The organism is Hymenobacter sp. GOD-10R (genome assembly GCF_035609205.1).
In the GTDB taxonomy this organism is placed as follows: Bacteria; Bacteroidota; Bacteroidia; order Cytophagales; family Hymenobacteraceae; genus Hymenobacter.
In genome coordinates this window covers 36,795-53,911 of sequence record NZ_CP141189.1, presented here as the reverse complement: position 1 = coordinate 53,911, position 17,117 = coordinate 36,795, and the positions used below count along the sequence as shown (strand labels likewise).

The following is a 17,117-nucleotide window of genomic DNA, read 5'->3' as shown; positions in this document are numbered from 1 at the left end:
TATCTGAACGCGAAAGGGTACTTTTTACTTGACCGCCACTTGCTTACTAAAAACGACGTTTTCCGGCGACGCGCTGGTCCCGCCGAAAATCTTCGCTAACCTACCCATCAAACCGTCTTGTTACCTTATCCCACGAAACTATGTTCGTGTATCTTCACGCTTGTGACTTTTGAGATACGTTGCACCTTGTAAAAGCGAGTAACTGGTTGATGTTTCTTACTTAATTGAATTGTTCAAATTGGAGAAGTGGTCAGGCCTTTGGCGCCGAAGACTTTCTCTTAGTAGATGTGCGCACCCGGCCTAGGTGAAGTCTACAAGCCGGAGTTCTGATCATGGGAGAACACACGGGCCTAGCCAATCTCCCTTCTCTATAGTACACCTTTCTCATCGAAGAGAGAAGAAGTTTGTACTCAGCTAACTGTACAACTTTACTGAACCATTTTCAGGCCCTTCCACCGCTCCCAACTGCCCCTTTTCTCAAGCGGCCAGTTGTTCACTTAAAGGAGGCTACCTGAACCAACAAAACTGGTAAAACCTGTCATTCCATTTCAGGACAAGACACCTAGCCCACGTGGATAGCAGACTACAACCCTAGCAACGCTAATCGCCAGCCTCAGAAGCTTATGCCTGCCACCTGCTTTGCTCCTCAGCATAGGTAGCGCGCACGGCCTCTTTTTCGTAGTCGGTGGCCAGCGTTTCATCAGCGTGCTGGAGCAGGAGCTGGGCCTGCGCCCCGATAATCACTTTACGCTCGGCGGTGCGAGCGGCCTCGCCCACCTGGGCCAGCGCCCGCAGCAGCCGCCGAAACAGCGCGTGATTGCCTTTGGAGTTAATGCGCACCAGGTCAAAAGCCAGCTTCACGTAGCCGGCGAAGTCGCGGGCCGGCACCTGCACCAGCACGTTGTCGTTCGTTTCGGTGGTGCGGAGTGTGGCTGGAAACGGCCGCCCAGCCAGCTGCTGGACCAGCAGCCCCAGGTGGTCGACGGCCATGATGGCCGTGGTGGTATCGTTGATGCCGGGCGAAAGGGCTTTGAGGGCAATATCCACTAGCTGCTGCACGCCAAAGGCCACATCCTGCCCGATGCTGCGGTGCGACTCCAGCACTATGCAGCGGGCCAGGGCTGCCTGGTCGGCCTCGCTCAGGGGGGCGGCTGGCGCTTGCAGCTGGTAGCTAACTAACGTGTTGCCTTCGCCCACAAATGCGCCGATGGGCTGGGCTACCCGTAGCCAGGCCCGGTGCTCGGTGCCCCAGGCCAGCAGCGCGTCCGCCTCAATGCGCTGCACGTAGCCTGTATTAGTAGCGGGCACGGGCTGCCAGCCGGGCCGGGCGGCGGCCTCGCGCCAGGCGGCTTGCTGGGCCGGGGTAGAGGCGGGCTCCCCCAGATTTTCGGGAAAAAGTTCCTTAACGGCCTCCCGGCTTTGGCGGCTGATGCGCTGCAAAATGGTGTCGGTTTGCAGCGATTCGGCGATGTGGTGGATGAAGTAAATGAGGGCTGCCACGCCGCCTAGCGCCAGGCCTAGCCCGACCATGACGGCGGTGCTGGGCACGAATTTCTGCTCGTCGGTGCCCCGGATGGTGCCCAGCACCAGCAGGCAGTAGGCAAATACGCCCACGAAGTAGCCCATGACCACTTGGTTGCCTCGGTCGCGCATAAAGTTGCGCAGCACCCGGGGCGAGTACTGGCTGCTAACCTGCGAAATGGTGGACAGCGTGAGTGAAAACACCAGTGCCGCTACCGTCAGCATCGAGCCAGCTACGGCCGTGAGCATGCTGCGCGAGCCCTGCGCACCCACCCCAAAGAGCAGCGGAAACTTCTTGCCCCCATCGAACGAAGTGCGGCTATCGAACTCAATTAGCCCGTAGGCCAGCCCGCACGAACCTAAAACGAGCAGGGTAGGCACAAACCACAGCGAATCGCGTAGGCGCTGCCAGGAACGGTGAAATAAGGAGAGCATAGGCAGAAAGTGGAGGAGTTTACTACCCTGGTGTACGACTACGCCCTAGATTTCGCCGGTTGAACTGGAGCCGGTATTTTTGGCAACAGTTGCGTAAGCCTAGCTGAAGTTGGAGCAGTAGCGTGCGCGAATCACTTCTTTTAGCTTCCTTATTTACAACCTGAAAGACTGCACTACGGTCCTCTGTTCTACCCTCTTTTCCCGCTTCCCTCTCTATGACTTTCGCTGCTCTCCGCTGGCTACGCGCGCACTTCGACTTATCATCGGATATGGCTGACCCGGCCGAAATCATGACTGATGTCGAGGACGGGCTGGTATTCAAGGGTACCAACCTGTGGGTGCTCATCTTCGCCATTCTGGTCGCGTCAGTCGGGCTCAATGTTAATTCTACGGCCGTCATTATCGGGGCCATGCTTATTTCGCCGCTCATGGGGCCGATTGTGGGCATCGGCTTCGGGGCCGCCACCGTGGAAGTCGATTTGATACGGCGGGGCCTGAAAAACCTGCTGATTGCCGCTAGCCTTAGCCTGCTGGTATCGGCGGCGTATTTCAAGCTCACGCCCCTCACCGATGCCGGCTCCGAGCTGCTGGCCCGCACCTCGCCCACCACCTGGGACGTGGCCATTGCCTTGTTTGGCGGGGCGGCCGGGGCCATTGGCTTCACCCGCCGCGAGCGCGGCAACGTGGTGCCTGGCGTGGCCATCGCCACCGCCCTCATGCCGCCGCTGTGCACGGCCGGCTACGGGCTGGCCACCCTGCACTGGAGCTATTTGTTTGGGGCGCTGTATTTGTTCTTTATTAACTGCGTGTTTATCAGCGTATCCACCTTTTTAGTGGCCCGCATTTTGCCGCTGCCCCAGCACCAGTTCGACAGCGGCCGGCGTGGTCGGTGGGTGAACCGGGGCATTTGGGCGGTGGCGCTGCTCACGGCCGGCCCCAGCGTGTACCTGGCGGTGGGCATCGTGCGCAGCACCGTGTTTATGCACAACGCCCAGCAGTTTGTGGACGAGCAGCTGAGCCTACCCGGCACCTACGTGGTCACGCGCCGCGTGGACGCCAGCCCGCGCACCATCAACGTGCTGCTGGCTGGCAAGCACCTCACACCCAACCAACTGCGCACCGCTCGCACCCGCCTGGCCCAGTACCGCCTCGCCGATGCCAGCCTCACCGTGCGCCAGGGCCTAGCCGGCCTCGACTCGACCGATGCCCGCGCCCTGCGCACCAGCCTGCTCGAAGACGTGCGCAGCCGCAACGAGCAAACCCTGGCCGGCTACGACACGCGCCTGGCCCAGCTCCAGCAACTATTGGTGCGGCCCGACAGCGCGGCACCCGCCAACCCCGCCCTGCCGGCCGCCAACACGCTGCTGCGCGAGGTGCAGGTAGAGCACCCTGCCGTGCGCCAGCTGGGCCTAGGCCAGCTGGTGCGCCCCGCTGCCGGCCCCCTGCCCGCCGATACGACCTTGGTCGTCAGCCTCAGCACCAGCGCGCCGCTGCCCGCCGCCGAGCAGCAGCGCCTGCGCCAGTGGCTAGGCCTGCGGGCGGGCACCCGGCAGCCCGTGCAGTTGCTGGTAAACACCCCAGAGCCCCCAGCGCCAAAGTCGGCCTTGGTTAAAAGTTTGGTATAAAGGTTAAACGCCCTTTGCCAAATTAGAACGGACGTTGGGCAGTAAGCTGTGCTAATGCTGCTGCGTCAGCGTCACGCTCTGGTTACCCTATACCTCCTTACTACACTCATTTGGTTGGCCGTAACTTGAGCCGTTTCTGGTACTGCGCCAGCGTCCGCCGTGCCTCGCCGGCGGAGTGTAGACCATTGAGGGAGAGACAAGGAGTTTGGTCTAGATGGTAAGGGGGGCGGCCGGCACGGCTCCGCCCGGCGCACCGAAACACCTGTGTCTGCCACTCCGAAATGCGTCCGACCAATTTCTCGCCGACTTCGTGTCTATCAACCTGCTGCACCTCGGCGTAAACCAGCGCCTTGGGAAGGTAGTATCCGCTTCGTCAGGCTTTCGCTGGGCCTCGCCTCGCTGTACTATATCGGCCTCTGAAAAGCCGAAGTGTTTGCCCCATTCGATTCCAACTCCATTCTTGCCACCGTCATCCTCGGCCCCGACGGCCAGGTGGTCGCCTGCCACGACGGCATGGCCGCGTACTACATCCCCGAGTTCAAGGCCGCGCTGGAGAAGCTGGTTCGGTAAGCGGCGTTGGCAGGGTGGGCGGATGGGTGCCCGAAATGAGCGGGGAGGGTCCGCCCCGAGGTTATAGCAAACTGCCTACCTTGCCGCCATGTCCGATTTTCGTCTGCGCGTATTTGCCACCGTGGCCCGGCATCTGAGCTTTACCAAGGCCGGGCAGGAGCTGTTTGTGAGCCAGCCGGCCGTCACCAAGCACATTCGTGAGCTGGAAGCCCAGTACGGCCAGCGCCTGTTGGAGCGGCGCGGCAACCGCGTGAGCCTCACCGAGGCCGGCCGCCTGCTGCACGCCCACGCCGATGCCGCCGCCGCCGCCCAGCAGCAGCTCGAAGACCAGCTCCTAGCCCTGCGTGACCCCGAAGAGGCCGCCGGCCGCCTGCGCCTGGGGGCCAGCACCACCCTGGCCCAGTACGTGCTGCCGGGGTTGCTGCCCGCCTTTCAGGCCCGCTACCCGCAGGTGCAGCTCTCGTTCCTGAACGCCAATTCCGAGCGCATTGCCGATGCCCTACTACGCGGCGAGCTGGATTTGGGCTTTGTGGAAGGCCGCACCAAAAGCCACGACCTACACTACGAGCTGTTGCTGCCCGACGAGTTGGTGGCCGTGCGCCGCGTCGCGCCCGGTGCCCCGCCCGCCACGCCGCTGTCCTTGGCCGAGGCGCTGGCCCACCCGCTGGTGTTGCGCGAGCGGGGCTCGGGCACGCTGGAAATCCTCGAATTTGCTCTGCGGGCGCAGCACATCAAGCTTAGCAGCCTTTCCGTAGCCCTTTACCTGGACAATACGGAAGCCATCAAGCGCTACCTCGAAGCCGCGCCGGCGGCCCTGGGATTCGTGTCGCGCCGGGCCCTGGACCGCGAGCTGGCGGCTGGGCTGCTCGAAATCGTGCCCATCAAAGGGCTGCACCTGGCCCGGCAGTTCGAGGCACTCTGGGTGCAGGGACAGGTGCTGGCCCGGCCGGCCCAGCGGTTTCTGAGCTTCGTGCAGGGGCAATTCAAGGGAGCCAAATAAAGGCTGGCGATGCCGGATAACCATTCGGTGTCAGCTGGCAGCGGCTGTACTCATACAGCAGGAGGTAAACCGGGTGGTTCGTCCAACGGCAGATTGGTGATGGCGCAGGTCTGCCGGTGCCGTAACAACTGCTGCCGCGACCATCCGGGCGGCTCAAGACTGGCGGGAATTCAAAAAGCAGCTACGCTACAAATAACTTTTGGTTATGCAGGATAACACTATTGGATAACACCTGGTGTAGGGATCCCCGTATATTTGCCACAGAAACCAATCCCTCCCGCTCATGGCACTCCCGGTTCATCTCGCTACTCCCCAGGTTCCCGACTCGCCGCTCGCCCTGGCCCCGGAGACGACCGCCACCGAATTCAACGAAACCACCGGCTTCTTCCGCCACCTGCACACGCCCCGCGTAGCCTTCGGGCAGGACTTCACCGGGAAGCAGGTGGTGTTTGTCCTGTTCTTCGTGTTCTGCCTCACGCCCTGGGCCTCGCCGCCCATTGCCCTGGCCCTGGGCCTGGCGCTGGCCCAGACCATCGGCAACCCCTTCACTACCCAAACCAAAAAGGCCACGGCCAAGCTGCTGCAGTTCTCGGTTATCGGGCTGGGCTTCGGCATGAACGCCCACGCGGCGGTGCAGGCCGGCAAGGAGGGCATCCTCTTCACGGTGGTGTCCATCTTCGGCACGCTGCTGCTGGGCCTGGTGGTGGGCCGGTGGTTGGGGCTGGGCCGGCACGTGGTGCATCTGATTTCGTGCGGCACGGCCATCTGCGGGGGCTCGGCCATCGCGGCCATCGGGCCGGTGCTGCGGGCAAAGGACGAGGAAATGTCGGTGGCCCTGGGCACGGTGTTCGTGCTCAACGCGCTGGCCCTATTTGCCTTCCCGCCCATCGGCCACGCGCTGGCCATGACCCAGAACCAGTTCGGCCTTTGGTGCGCCATTGCCATCCACGACACCAGTTCGGTGGTGGGCGCGGCGGCCGCCTACGGCAATAAAGCCCTGGAAGTGGCCACCACCGTGAAGCTGGCCCGTGCCCTGTGGATTATCCCGATTTCCATCGGCACGGCCATGATTTTCAAGCAGAAGGGCGTCAAGGTGAAAATTCCCTATTTCATCTTCGGCTTCATCGCCGCCATGCTGCTCAACACCTTCGTGCCCGCCGCCAAGCCCCTGGGCCCGGTGATGGTGAACCTGGCCAAAATCGGCCTCACGGTGACGCTGTTTTTCATCGGCGTGGGCCTATCGGCCAAGGTGGTGCGCTCGGTGGGCATCAAGCCCTACGTGCTGGGCATCCTGCTGTGGGTAGTAATTTCAACCGGCTCGCTCTACGTGATTCTGCACACCGTATAAGGCAAAGCGCACGGAGGAAGTTGGACTACCGGAGTAGCTAGAACAACCTCTTTTTCAATGCCATGCGCATCACCAAATACATTCATTCCTGTTTGCTGTTCGAACTCGACGGCCAACAGATTCTTTTCGACCCGGGCAAGTTTTCCTTCATCGAAGGCTTGGTGCACCCCGAGGTTTTCAAAGACGTATCGGTCATCATTATCACCCACAACCACCCCGACCACCTCGATGTGACGGCGCTTCAGAAAATCGTGGCCCTGCGCCAGGCCATTATCATCTCTAACCGCGAGGTGGCAACCGAACTGAAAGCGCACGGCCTCACGGTGCAAATCCACGAGGAAGGTCGCCTAGACTTGGGCGTGTTTCAGCTGCTGGCCCTTCCGGTGCAGCACGAGGCCATTTTCGACAGCCTCTTGTCGCAAATGACCGCCTGGCTGGTGAATGGCAAGGTGCTAAATCCCGCCGACTCTTTTGCTAACAATTTGCTGCCCTTTGCGGGGGTGGAAATGCTCCTGCTGCCCGTCACCGCGCCTTTTCTCACGGAGCTAGTAGTGGCCGATTTCGCCCTGAAAATGCGTCCCAGGCAAATTTTGCCCGTACACGACGGCTACCTCAAGCCCTTCTTCATCCAGCAGCGCTACGAGAACTACGGGCCGTATTTTGAGAAGCACGGCATCGTGTTTCACCGGCTGGCCGAACCGGGCGATGCCATTAGGCGTTGACTTCGACTGCGCCACCATCATCGGTTTTGAAGGAAATGACCGGCTTCGGGGCCACCAATGCGGTTTTGCTGTCCGACAGGTACAGCGTATAGGTAGTGTTAGCAGCCAGCTGCTTGAGGGCCAGCACCATTTCGTCGAGGTCTCCGGTGGGGTAGATGGTGGCCCCGCCGCCCACGCCGGGCTGGCCGCGGCCCGCGCCCGGGGCCAAGTGGGGGCCGCCAGCGGGGCCTCTCGGAGCAGGCCGAACGCACGGCCATCATCGCCGAAACGCTCTACCGCGAGCAGCAGCTCGGCGTCAACGAGATTGCCCAGCGCCTGAGCATCTCCAAGGTCACCCTTTATAAGTACTTACGCCACCGTAAAGTGGTCATCCACGCCCACCGAAAGACGGCAGCTGCCAAGGACGCCGATTAACTTTTGTCCCAAACTTTTAACCAAGGCCAAAGTCCCCGAAGCGCCGACGCTGATATCTTGCTCGCCCTCGCGCCGCCCCCACCCCTTCGGGAGAGGAGGAACTAGCTCTAGTAGCTAGCTTACTCATTGCTGGATTTTTATAACTAAAATTAGTCCCCCCTCTCCCGAAGGGGAGGGGGCTAGGGGGTGGGGTCAGCGCCCACCGAACTGCTATTCTCAAAACATGCTATGCCCCAACGTCTTACTTTTTTATTCTTCGCCACCTGGCTATTACTGAGCCTGCTCAGCCACCCTAGGGCCACCGCCCAGGTGCCCGCCCGCCCCGACTCGGCCCGCGCCCAAATGCTGAGCACCGACACGCGCACCCTGCGCCAGCTCGACTCGCTGCGCCGCCAGACCAGCGCCCGCCTCGGCCAGCTGCAGCAGGAGTTGCTGAGCCTCAAAGACCGCCCCGACCGCGCCCGCGAGCAGCAACTGGCCCAGGAGTTTATCGCCCTGCGCGCTGCCGACTCGCTGCGCCGCACCCAGGCCCGCCGCCACATCGACTCGCTCAAGCTGCGCACCCGCGGCTACCCCGTGGTGCCGCACGAGGACACGCTATTTTACGTCTACACCAAGCTCGGCCCCTTCTCGCCCCGCGAGCGGGCCGCCCTCATCGCCGACAAGGTGCAGCGCCTGGAGGCAAACGTGCGCTACCAACCTGATTCGCTGCGCCTCTACCCCTCCGAGCAAACCATCGACCTCATGTACGGCGAGCTGGTGGTGCAAAGCATTTCCGACAACGACGCCCTCTGGATGAACACCCCGCGCGACTCGCTGGCCCCGCCAGTACCGGGCGCGCATCGTGCGGGCGGTGGCGCAGTACAAGCAGGCGCACAGCGTCCGCAACATCCTCAAGGAAGTGGGGCTGGTGCTGCTGGTGCTAGTGGCCTTTTACTTCGTGGTGCGCTTTGTCAATCAGCTCTTTCGCTGGCTGCAAAGCCAACTCACCCAGCGCGAGGCCACCTGGTTTCGGGGCGTGCACCTAGGCACGTATGAGCTGTTTACACCCCAGCGGGCACTGGCCGTGGCCCTGCTGCTGCTCAACGTGCTGCGCTGGGTGGTCATTTTTCTGGTTATCTCGCTGGTGCTGCCGCTGCTGTTCAGTATCTTTCCCGGCACCCAGGATGTAGCCGATATTCTGCTCGGCTACGTGCTCACGCCGCTGCGCCGCATGGGGCTGTCGCTGTGGCACTACCTGCCCAATCTGGTTACCATCGTGGTCATTGTCACGGTGTTCCGCTACCTGCTGCGGGGCGTGTTTTTCCTGAAGGAGGAAATTCGACTGGGTCGCCTCACCATCGAGGGCTTCTACCCCGACTGGGCCAACCCCACTTACCAGATTGTGCGGGTCATGGTCTTCGCCTTTTTGCTGGTCGTGATTTTTCCGTATTTGCCGGGCTCTGACTCGCCCATTTTTAAGGGCGTGTCGGTGTTTCTGGGCTTCCTGTTCACCTTCGGCTCGGCGGGCTCGTTGTCTAATATCGTGGCCGGGCTGGTGCTCACCTACATGCGCGCCTACAAGCTGGGCGATAGGGTAAAAATCGGCGACGTGACGGGCGACATCATCGAGAAAAACCTGCTTGTGACCCGCATCCGCACCATCAAAAACGAGGAAATCACCATCCCCAATTCCTCGATTATGAGCAGCTACACCACCAACTTCACCAGCGCCGCGCCCACCCTAGGGCTGGTGCTGCACACCACCGTCACTATCGGCTACGACGTGCCCTGGGCGCAGGTGCACCAGCTGCTCATCGCGGCGGCCCTGGGGGCCGAGGGCATCCTGCCCGACCCCCAGCCCTTCGTGCTCCAAACTAGCCTCGACGACTACTACGTCAGCTACCAGCTCAATGCCTACACTCGCGAGGCCAGCCGCCAAGCCGTGCTCTACTCGCGCATCCACCAAAACATTCAGGACCAGTTCAATGAGGCTGGCGTCGAAATCATGTCGCCCCACTACCGCGCCCAGCGCGACGGCAACCAAACCACTATCCCCGCCGATTATCTACCGAAGGACTACGTGGCCCCGAAATTCCGGGTGGACGGTGGGGGTTCTTAAAGAAATAAGCCAACTATTTATGCTGATTTTCTACGAAATCAATCACTTTTGCGTAGTGCCTGTTTTAGTTGCGCTAAAGCCCGAGTAGGAAATGAGTCAGGAAATGGAGAGTGAAATAGCTGAATTTACGGTGCTGGTGCAGCAGCACGGCGTGCACGCCGCCCTGGCCTACCTAAATCAGCGCACTCCGCACCGCTACACGGGCTTGTTTCGCTTCGAGGGCGAGGTGTTGCGCAACGAGCTGCTAGTGGATGGCAACCAGCCGCAGGTGCAGCAGGGCGCCGATGTGCCCATGGCCGTGACGTTTTGCTCATTGGTGGGCCAGCAGCAGGCTCCGCTCGAAATTCTGGACGCCGCCACCGATGCCCAGTTTCGCGGCCTCATCGACACGCCGGTGGTTTCGTACTGCGGCGTGCTCATCCGCGATGCGCAGGGCCAGCCCTACGGCACGCTATGCCACTACGATATGCAGCGCTGCCAGGAGCGCACTACCGACCAGCCGCTACTGGAAGCCGCTGCCGCGCTGCTCTACCGGCAGCGGCACCAGGTTGCTCCTGGTTTGCAGTCAGCTCCCGCCGGTAGCAGCCAAAGCGACCTTTAAGGCTCGCTGCCGCCGTGGTTCCGGCATTAAGCCGGCCCTAAAGCGTCACTGTCGTTGCTTGGGCTCAACAGCAGGACTTCAACTGGCAGCGGATGCTGTTGCTAGAAGTACCTTGGTGCTTGCGGACTAAAAGTCTGCACTGCTTGCTGGGGCGGGGCATTGATAGCCGGATGCCGGTTGGTTACGAGCCAGCAACCAAAGAAATACTGCCCATAAGCACCCATACTTTAGCGCTTTTTCTACCTAGAGTACCCGATTAAAGAAGACAGCTTAAATATTTGTTTAGCAAAGCTTAAGCTTGTCGTTCTATTTAAAAAAATCGACATAGTAGCCGCCTCTTTACTCTTCCTATGCCCGACCTGCCTGCTCCACCGCTGCCCTTTGACGTGGCGGGCTCCGAAGATTTTTCGCGCACGCTGCTCGAAGTTGCCCTCACGGGCTTTATCCTATTTCGGCCGGTGTACGACGCGGCCGGCGCTAGCATCATCGACCTGGCCTACGAGTACCTTAATCCCGTGGCCCAGCAGGCTCTGCAACTGCCCCAGCGGCCCGTCGAGTCGTTTCTGACGTGCTTTCCGATGGCCGGGCCGGCCGGTATTTTCGCCTTTTACCGCGACGCTTTCTTGTCGCGCGACACCCAGCGCGAGGCGTTCGACGTTCAGCACAACGGCCTCGCCGGCTACTTGCACCTGGTGGCCCGGCGGCAGGGCGCGCTGCTGGTCGTCAGCTTTCTTGACACCCGCGACCCGCTGCCGGCCGCCCAGGCGCAGGCCCTGCGCCAGAGCCAGGCCCGCGAAACCGACGCGCGTCACGCCGCCGAGCGCGAGCGCAACCTGCTGCAAGCTCTGCTCACGCAGGCCCCAGTGGCTATTGGCCTCTTTCAGGGCGACGACTGCGTAGTGAGTGCCGCCAACGACCAACTGTGTGCCATGTGGGGCCATGCCCCCGCCCAGGTGCTGGGCCGCCCCCTGCTGGAGGGGGTGCCCGAGCTGCGGAGCCAGGGCTTCACCGAATTGATGCAGCAGGTGGCCAGCACCCGCGTGCCCTTCGTGGGTACGGAGGCCCCGGCGCAGCTGCGCCAGCCCGATGGCCAGCTGGCTACTCATTATTTTAACTTTGTGTATCAGCCACTTTATGCCCCCGATGGAACGGTACTGGGCGTGGTGGACATTGCGGTGGATGTGACCGAGCAGGTGCTGGCCCGCCAGCAAGTGCAGCAGCTCAACGAAGAGCTGGAGCTGCGCGTGACGGCCCGCTCGGCCGAGGCCCGCGCCGCCCTCTTCGAGGTCGAGCAGCTGCGCGAGCAGCTGCGCGAGCAGCTGCGCCTACTGAGCCAGATACTAGGGCAGGTGCCCGCCGCCATTGCCACGCTCAGCGGCCCCGAGCACCACTTTTCGTTTTTCAACGCCCCCTACCAAGCCCTGGCGGCGGGCCGCGCCGCGCTGGGCCGCACCGTAGCCGAAGTATTCCCGGAGGTGGAAGAACAGGGTTTTTTAGCTTTGCTCGACCAGGTATATACTACCGGCCAGCCCTTCGTGGGCACCGAAACGGCGGCCATGCTGCACGACCCGGCCACCGGCCGGGCCGAACTGCGGTACGTGGATTTTATCTACCAGCCGCTGTTCGACGGCCAGCAGCGGACGCAGGGCATTCTGGCCTTTATTCTGGATGTGACCGACCGGGTGCGCACCCGCAAGCAGGCCGATACGCTGCAAGCCGCCATGCTGGCCGTGGTGCAACGCCAGGCCCAGCAGCGGCAGGAGCTGTTTCAGATTTTTGAGCAGACGCCGGTGGCCATCGTGCTGCTGCGCGAGCCCGACCACCGCATCGACTACTTCAACTCCGCCTTCGAGGAGCTGTTTCCGCCCGAGGAGTGGGCCGGGCCGCTGCAAGGCCACTCCCTGGCCGAGGTGTACCCGCGCGTGAAGCTGGCGGGTATGGTCGAGTTGCTGGATAAGGTATACGCGACCGGCGAAAGCCAGACGGTGCTGGACATGCCGCTGGCAAAGCTCCAGCCCGGCAGCCCGCGCTACCTCACGTTTGCCTACCAGGCCTACCGCGAGCAGGGGCGCATAGTGGGCGTGGCGGCCTTCCTCTACGACGTGACCGACCAGGTGCTGGCCCGGCTGCTGCGCGAAGCCTACCAGCTGCGCCTGGAGCGCCTGATGATGCAAGCGCCCGCCGCCATCTGCGTGCTGGGTGGCGATAAGCTGGTCTTTGAACTGATTAACCCCGGCTATCAGCAGCTGTTTCCGGGCCGGGCGCTGCTGGGCAGGCCCGTGCTCGAAGCCCTGCCCGAACTGGTGGGCCAGCCGGTGCCGGCCATGCTCTGGGGCGTGTACGAAACGGGCGTCACCTTCGAGGGCCAGGAAATCCACATGCAGTTTACCAACGAGCAAACGGGCCACATCGAAGACCGGTACTTCAACTTTATCTACCAGGCCCGCTACGACGCGGCGGGCGCGATTGATGGGCTGGTAGTGTTTGCCTTTGAGGTGAGCGAGCAGACGCGGACACGCCAGCAGGTGCAGGCCCTCAACGAAAAATTGGCCGCCATCAATGAGGAGGTCCGGGCGACCAATGAGGAACTAAACAACACCAACTCCCAGCTTACGCGCACTAACGCCGACCTGGATACCTTCGTTTATTCAGCCTCGCACGACCTTAAGTCGCCCATCACCAACATCGAAGGCCTGCTCACGGCCCTGCGCGAGCGCCTGCCCGCCACTGTCCTGACCGACCCCCTGGTGCCGCGCCTGCTGGGGATGATGGATGGCGCGGTGGCTCGCTTCCAGCAAACGCTGGACCACCTCACCGACATCACGCGCCTGCAGGAGGTCGTGCTGCAGCAGCCCGCCGAAGCCATCGACCTACCCGCCCTGGTGGAGAACGTGCGCCTCGACATCCTACCCGAGTTGACGGTTGCCGGGGCCACGCTCACCGTGGACCTGAGCGCGTGCCCCGCCTTCCAGTTCTCTCCTAAAAACCTGCGCAGTATTGTCTACAATCTACTCAGCAACGCCGTGAAGTACCGGGCCCCCGACCGGCCACCCCACGTAGCGCTGCGCTGCGTGCGGGTGGGCGGCCAGGTGGTGCTGACCGTGCAGGACAATAGCCTGGGTTTGAGCGCCGCGCAGCAGGGCGAGCTATTTCAGATGTTTCGCCGCCTGCACAGCCACGTGCCCGGCTCGGGCGTGGGCCTGTACATGGTCAAGAAGATGGTGGAAAACGCCGGCGGCACTATCACGGTGCAGAGCGAGCCCGGCGTGGGCTCCACGTTTACAGTGACGCTACCGCGAATGGGGTAGCTGCCCGGTCGGACCCACTTTCGGCTAACCCCGACCGTTCACCGTAAACTCAGCTATCGCCTCCCGCCCCAAGCTGCATGCTAAGACTGAAGCGCCATTACGCTCGCGCTCCGCTTCCGAATTCCCTACGCTAAGCAGGTCGATTACGGAGGCGCTAAGAGTGAGACGTTTATACGCATTAAGCGCGCCTTCGGCGCGGCGGGTATCGTCATTCCGTTTCCCATTCGCACGCTCGACGTTTCGCCCGCGCTAGTGGTGCAATTGAGGCAAAAAACCGGGCGGCCCGCGGCCGACTAATTGTTCTTGTTCATGGATTTATTTACTCTCATTACGCTGCTCATCGTGGCGGCGGCCCTGTTTGCCTACTTCAATACGCGCCTGCTCAAGCTACCCGATGCCATCGGCATCATGGTCGTGTCGCTGGGCTTTTCGCTGACGCTGGTGGGGCTGGCCTGGGTGCAGCCCACCTGGTTTGCGGTGGTGCGGCACACGGTGCAAGGCATCAAGTTCGATAAAGTCCTGTTCGACGTGATGCTCAGCCTGTTGCTTTTCGCCGGGGCTTTCCACACCGACGCGGCCAAGCTGAATGTGGAGCGGCGCTCGGTGATGCTGTTTGCCGTGGTGGGGGTGCTGCTAAGCACCGGTCTCATCGGCACGGGGCTGTACTACCTAGGGGGCTGGCTGGAATTGGGGCTGCCGTACCCGCTGTGTTTGCTGTTTGGGGCGCTGATTTCGCCCACCGACCCCATTGCCGTGCTCGGCATTCTGGCCCGCTTCAAGCAGCTGCCCGACAACGTGAAGATGAACATCGTGGGCGAGTCGCTTTTCAACGACGGGGTGGGGGTGGTGGTGTTTGCCAGCCTCTACCGCCTCGTGCTGGGCGGCTCCGAGGGCGTGGGGGCGGGCAGCATCGCCTGGCTATTCGTGGAGGAAGCCGGGGGTGGGGTGCTATTTGGGCTGGCGCTGGGCTACGGCCTCTATCGGCTGCTGCGCACCATCAACCACTACCAGACCGAGGTTATCCTGACGCTGGCCGCCGTGATGGGCGGCTACCTGCTGGCCCAGCGCCTGCATGTGTCGGGTCCGCTGGCCATGGTGGTGGCCGGGCTGCTGGTGGGCGACCGCGCCCGCGAGGATGCCATGAGCCACCAGACCGAAGAGTACGTCGATAAATTCTGGGAGTTGATCGATGTGATTCTCAATGCCCTGCTATTCGTGCTCATTGGCGTGGAACTGCTGGTTATCAAGTTCGAGCAGGCCTACTGGCTCATCAGCGTGCTGGCGGTGGTGCTGGTGCTGGCGGCGCGCTACGTGGCGGTGTGGCTGCCCTACCGGCTGGCCCGCCGCTGGCTTTCGCTCGACGACAAGGCCCCGCTGATGATGACCTGGGGCGGACTACGTGGGGGTATCTCGGTAGCGCTGGCCCTATCCATTAGCGATGCCGTGCCGCACAAGGGGCTCATCGTGGCCATTACCTACGCCGTAGTTGTGTTCTCGGTCATTGGCCAAGGCTTGACGCTGGAAAAGCTCATCCGGCGGCTGTACCCGGCAGGCAAGTAGCCCTATTGCGCAGTCGTAATACAGTAGCGCGAACTCTCAGGCCGCGAGTGGGCTAGCTCGGGACTTCCAGACTAACAGTTCACGCTATTTGTCCAGCCGTGCCCTGCTTTCAAAAACCATACTTTTAGTTGAAATACAACTAATTGCCGTATACCCGTTTTTATACCTAAATCTTCAGTGATGAATACTTTTTTTGCTCTCGCCGGCGCTACGGCCCTCGGACTGACGCTAAGCGCCTGTTCATTAGGCCATTCGGCCAGCGACGATTTGAAATCCAGCAACCCCGCCGTGGCCCTGCAAGCCCAGAAGGTGGTGGACTTACAGCAGCAGGTTGATGCCCAGGAAAAAATCCTGAATGAACAAAAGGATGCCGTGAAAGACCGGGAGAAAGCCGTGGACAGCCAGAAAGACCAGGCTGACATCGAGAAGAAGAAACTCGAAGGCCTCAAGCAGCAGCTCGACGGGGCCAAGCAAAACCTGAAAGGGGTGAAGACCCAAGCCAGCATTTAGCCGCTCGGTATGGGTGGCACGGACGGGCCGCAACGACCGAGCCATCCATGCCGTTTCCCTCGGCTATGAGGCAATTTCTGACCAGACTCCGCTACGCGCTAGCCGTTGTGGGCGCGCTGGTCGTAGTGCTGACGCTGGTATCGGCAATAGCCTTGCCCATCTGGTGGATACAGGCCATGAGATTTCCGAGCCTGCAAATCCTGGCCGTGCTGGCGCTGCTGGTGCTGCGATGGCCGGCACACCGGCGGATGCGGGTAGTGCTGCTCGTGAACAGTGCGCTGGCATTGGGGACGTAGGCGTCGTTTTGTGGCTCTATCTGCCTTTTGCCCTCAGGTCGTGCCCGATGCTACCCTGGCTCAAGCCCGCAACTCGACCAACCACCTGCGCATTGTGGTAATCAACGTCTTGATTAAGAACCGCGAGGATACCCGCCTGTGGCAGCTGGTGCAGGTCACCCAGCCCGATAGATATGCTGCTGGCCATGGAGCCCGATGCCTGGTGGGCGCAGGACCTCAAGCCCTTGGAGACTAGCTACCCTTACCGCATTGAGCTGCCGCGCCCTGACGCCTGCGGCCTGCTGCTCTACTCGCGGCTGCCGCTGGTTGCTACCCAGGTGCAGGATTTATTGCAGCGCGGCGTACCCTCGGTGCGCACGCGGCTGCACCTGCCCAGCGGTCGGCAGGTCGATTTCTTCGGCATTCACCCCACTCCACCCATCCCCGATAATTACCCCGATGGGGTGGGCCTGCGCGGCATGGCCCTGGACAAAGTAGCCGACTTGGTACGCGCCAACGCGTTGCCCACCATCGTGGCCGGCGACTTCAACGAGGTGAGCTGGTCAGGCACTATCACGCAACTCACCCGCGTTGCGCTGCTGCGCGACGTGAGCCGGGAACACGGCTTCTACAACACCTTCGACGCCCGCTCGCATCTAGCCCGCTGGCCGCTCGACCATTTCTTCGGCAGCCCGCAGTGGCGGGTAGTGGAGCTAAGGCGGCTGCCCGACCAGGGCATTGACCAATTTCCGCTGTATATCGAGCTGGCGCTTTCGGCTGAGTGACGTAGTATTCAGTATTTTCTCTCCTTCTTATTCACCCCTATATGACAAATCGTACGTTCACTTTCTCCTGTGCGCTACTCGCCAGCGCCCTGGCTTTCACGAGTTGCCAGTCGGGCACCGATACACCCGTGGCCGCCGACCTCAACTCGGCCAATCCGGCCGTAGCCGCCCAGGCGCAAAAAGTGCAGGAATTAATCAGCCAGGTAGCGCGCCAAAAGGCCGTTATTGAAGCCGAAAAAACGAAACTTGCCGGCATTGAGCAGCAGCTTGAGGGCGCGCGCCAGAATTTGGAAGGCATTAAGAAAGAAGTACAGGCTGCTCCGTAGCCTCAGCTGCACTGGC

At 61.7% G+C, this 17,117-nt stretch carries 17 protein-coding genes; 15 read left to right on the top strand and 2 right to left on the bottom strand.

The genetic code is table 11. The features are described 5' to 3' along the window. Positions 1-621: 621 nt before the first annotated feature. The gene (locus tag SD425_RS29735) at positions 622-1,956 is read right to left on the bottom strand and encodes a DUF2254 domain-containing protein (RefSeq protein WP_324680788.1); all 1,335 of its coding nucleotides are present in this window, start codon (positions 1,954-1,956) and stop codon (positions 622-624) included. Positions 1,957-2,171: 215 nt separating this feature from the next. On the opposite strand from SD425_RS29735, the gene SD425_RS29730 reads away from it, so the two are divergent. The 5 genes from SD425_RS29730 to SD425_RS29710 all read left to right on the top strand — a co-directional run bounded on the left by SD425_RS29730 (position 2,172) and on the right by SD425_RS29710 (position 7,221). Continuing rightward, positions 2,172-3,581, top strand: coding sequence for a DUF389 domain-containing protein (locus tag SD425_RS29730; RefSeq protein ID WP_324680786.1), 1,410 nt, complete (start codon positions 2,172-2,174; stop codon positions 3,579-3,581). Between the two features lie 429 nt (positions 3,582-4,010). Beyond that, positions 4,011-4,151 (top strand): hypothetical protein, encoded by a 141-nt coding sequence (locus SD425_RS29725; RefSeq protein WP_324680784.1) that lies wholly within the window; start codon positions 4,011-4,013, stop codon positions 4,149-4,151. A gap of 88 nt (positions 4,152-4,239) precedes the next feature. Beyond that, the gene (locus SD425_RS29720) at positions 4,240-5,151 is read left to right on the top strand and encodes a LysR substrate-binding domain-containing protein (protein ID WP_324680782.1); all 912 of its coding nucleotides are present in this window, start codon (positions 4,240-4,242) and stop codon (positions 5,149-5,151) included. A 283-nt stretch (positions 5,152-5,434) separates the two neighbouring features. Next, positions 5,435-6,499: a YeiH family protein gene (locus SD425_RS29715; RefSeq protein ID WP_324680780.1), complete on the top strand. Its 1,065-nt coding sequence runs from the start codon at positions 5,435-5,437 to the stop codon at positions 6,497-6,499. Positions 6,500-6,561: 62 nt separating this feature from the next. Beyond that, on the top strand, positions 6,562-7,221 hold the full coding sequence (locus tag SD425_RS29710) for an MBL fold metallo-hydrolase (RefSeq protein WP_324680778.1): 660 nt from the start codon (positions 6,562-6,564) through the stop codon (positions 7,219-7,221). Here the strand turns inward: SD425_RS29710 and SD425_RS29705 are convergent. Then, entirely contained in the window at positions 7,211-7,429 is a 219-nt protein-coding gene (locus SD425_RS29705) for a hypothetical protein (RefSeq protein WP_324680776.1), read from the bottom strand. The genes SD425_RS29710 and SD425_RS29705 overlap by 11 nt on opposite strands. Positions 7,430-7,863: 434 nt before the next feature. Between SD425_RS29705 and SD425_RS29700 the strand changes: the two genes are divergently transcribed. From SD425_RS29700 to SD425_RS29655, 10 genes are all read left to right on the top strand, one after another. Next, positions 7,864-8,673, top strand: a complete 810-nt coding sequence (locus SD425_RS29700) for a hypothetical protein (RefSeq protein ID WP_324680774.1) — start codon at positions 7,864-7,866, stop codon at positions 8,671-8,673. Positions 8,674-8,848: 175 nt separating this feature from the next. Continuing rightward, complete coding sequence (locus SD425_RS29695; RefSeq protein ID WP_324680883.1) at positions 8,849-9,736, top strand: mechanosensitive ion channel family protein; 888 nt, start codon at positions 8,849-8,851, stop codon at positions 9,734-9,736. Between the two features lie 91 nt (positions 9,737-9,827). Further along, the gene (locus SD425_RS29690; RefSeq protein WP_324680773.1) at positions 9,828-10,337 is read left to right on the top strand and encodes a hypothetical protein; all 510 of its coding nucleotides are present in this window, start codon (positions 9,828-9,830) and stop codon (positions 10,335-10,337) included. 350 nt (positions 10,338-10,687) lie between these two features. Next, positions 10,688-13,645 (top strand): PAS domain-containing sensor histidine kinase, encoded by a 2,958-nt coding sequence (locus tag SD425_RS29685; protein ID WP_324680772.1) that lies wholly within the window; start codon positions 10,688-10,690, stop codon positions 13,643-13,645. A gap of 309 nt (positions 13,646-13,954) precedes the next feature. After that, complete coding sequence (locus tag SD425_RS29680) at positions 13,955-15,205, top strand: sodium:proton antiporter (RefSeq protein ID WP_324680770.1); 1,251 nt, start codon at positions 13,955-13,957, stop codon at positions 15,203-15,205. Between the two features lie 180 nt (positions 15,206-15,385). Next, positions 15,386-15,715 (top strand): hypothetical protein, encoded by a 330-nt coding sequence (locus tag SD425_RS29675; protein ID WP_324680768.1) that lies wholly within the window; start codon positions 15,386-15,388, stop codon positions 15,713-15,715. A gap of 65 nt (positions 15,716-15,780) precedes the next feature. After that, positions 15,781-16,011: a hypothetical protein gene (locus tag SD425_RS29670; RefSeq protein WP_324680766.1), complete on the top strand. Its 231-nt coding sequence runs from the start codon at positions 15,781-15,783 to the stop codon at positions 16,009-16,011. 40 nt (positions 16,012-16,051) lie between these two features. Beyond that, positions 16,052-16,246 (top strand): hypothetical protein, encoded by a 195-nt coding sequence (locus SD425_RS29665; protein ID WP_324680764.1) that lies wholly within the window; start codon positions 16,052-16,054, stop codon positions 16,244-16,246. Further along, complete coding sequence (locus SD425_RS29660; RefSeq protein WP_324680762.1) at positions 16,185-16,775, top strand: endonuclease/exonuclease/phosphatase family protein; 591 nt, start codon at positions 16,185-16,187, stop codon at positions 16,773-16,775. The genes SD425_RS29665 and SD425_RS29660 overlap by 62 nt, the downstream gene beginning before the upstream one ends. Before the next feature lie 41 nt (positions 16,776-16,816). After that, positions 16,817-17,101, top strand: a complete 285-nt coding sequence (locus SD425_RS29655) for a hypothetical protein (RefSeq protein ID WP_324680760.1) — start codon at positions 16,817-16,819, stop codon at positions 17,099-17,101. Positions 17,102-17,117: the final 16 nt, after the last annotated feature.

Coding starts and splice junctions, on each gene's coding strand:
- SD425_RS29735 (WP_324680788.1), bottom strand. CDS start 1,956: ATGCTCTCCTTATTTCACCGTTCCTGGCAGCGCCTACGCGATTCGCTG.
- SD425_RS29730 (WP_324680786.1), top strand. CDS start 2,172: ATGACTTTCGCTGCTCTCCGCTGGCTACGCGCGCACTTCGACTTATCA.
- SD425_RS29720 (WP_324680782.1), top strand. CDS start 4,240: ATGTCCGATTTTCGTCTGCGCGTATTTGCCACCGTGGCCCGGCATCTG.
- SD425_RS29715 (WP_324680780.1), top strand. CDS start 5,435: ATGGCACTCCCGGTTCATCTCGCTACTCCCCAGGTTCCCGACTCGCCG.
- SD425_RS29710 (WP_324680778.1), top strand. CDS start 6,562: ATGCGCATCACCAAATACATTCATTCCTGTTTGCTGTTCGAACTCGAC.
- SD425_RS29700 (WP_324680774.1), top strand. CDS start 7,864: ATGCCCCAACGTCTTACTTTTTTATTCTTCGCCACCTGGCTATTACTG.
- SD425_RS29695 (WP_324680883.1), top strand. CDS start 8,849: ATGGGGCTGTCGCTGTGGCACTACCTGCCCAATCTGGTTACCATCGTG.
- SD425_RS29690 (WP_324680773.1), top strand. CDS start 9,828: ATGAGTCAGGAAATGGAGAGTGAAATAGCTGAATTTACGGTGCTGGTG.
- SD425_RS29685 (WP_324680772.1), top strand. CDS start 10,688: ATGCCCGACCTGCCTGCTCCACCGCTGCCCTTTGACGTGGCGGGCTCC.
- SD425_RS29680 (WP_324680770.1), top strand. CDS start 13,955: ATGGATTTATTTACTCTCATTACGCTGCTCATCGTGGCGGCGGCCCTG.
- SD425_RS29675 (WP_324680768.1), top strand. CDS start 15,386: ATGAATACTTTTTTTGCTCTCGCCGGCGCTACGGCCCTCGGACTGACG.
- SD425_RS29670 (WP_324680766.1), top strand. CDS start 15,781: ATGAGGCAATTTCTGACCAGACTCCGCTACGCGCTAGCCGTTGTGGGC.
- SD425_RS29660 (WP_324680762.1), top strand. CDS start 16,185: ATGCTGCTGGCCATGGAGCCCGATGCCTGGTGGGCGCAGGACCTCAAG.
- SD425_RS29655 (WP_324680760.1), top strand. CDS start 16,817: ATGACAAATCGTACGTTCACTTTCTCCTGTGCGCTACTCGCCAGCGCC.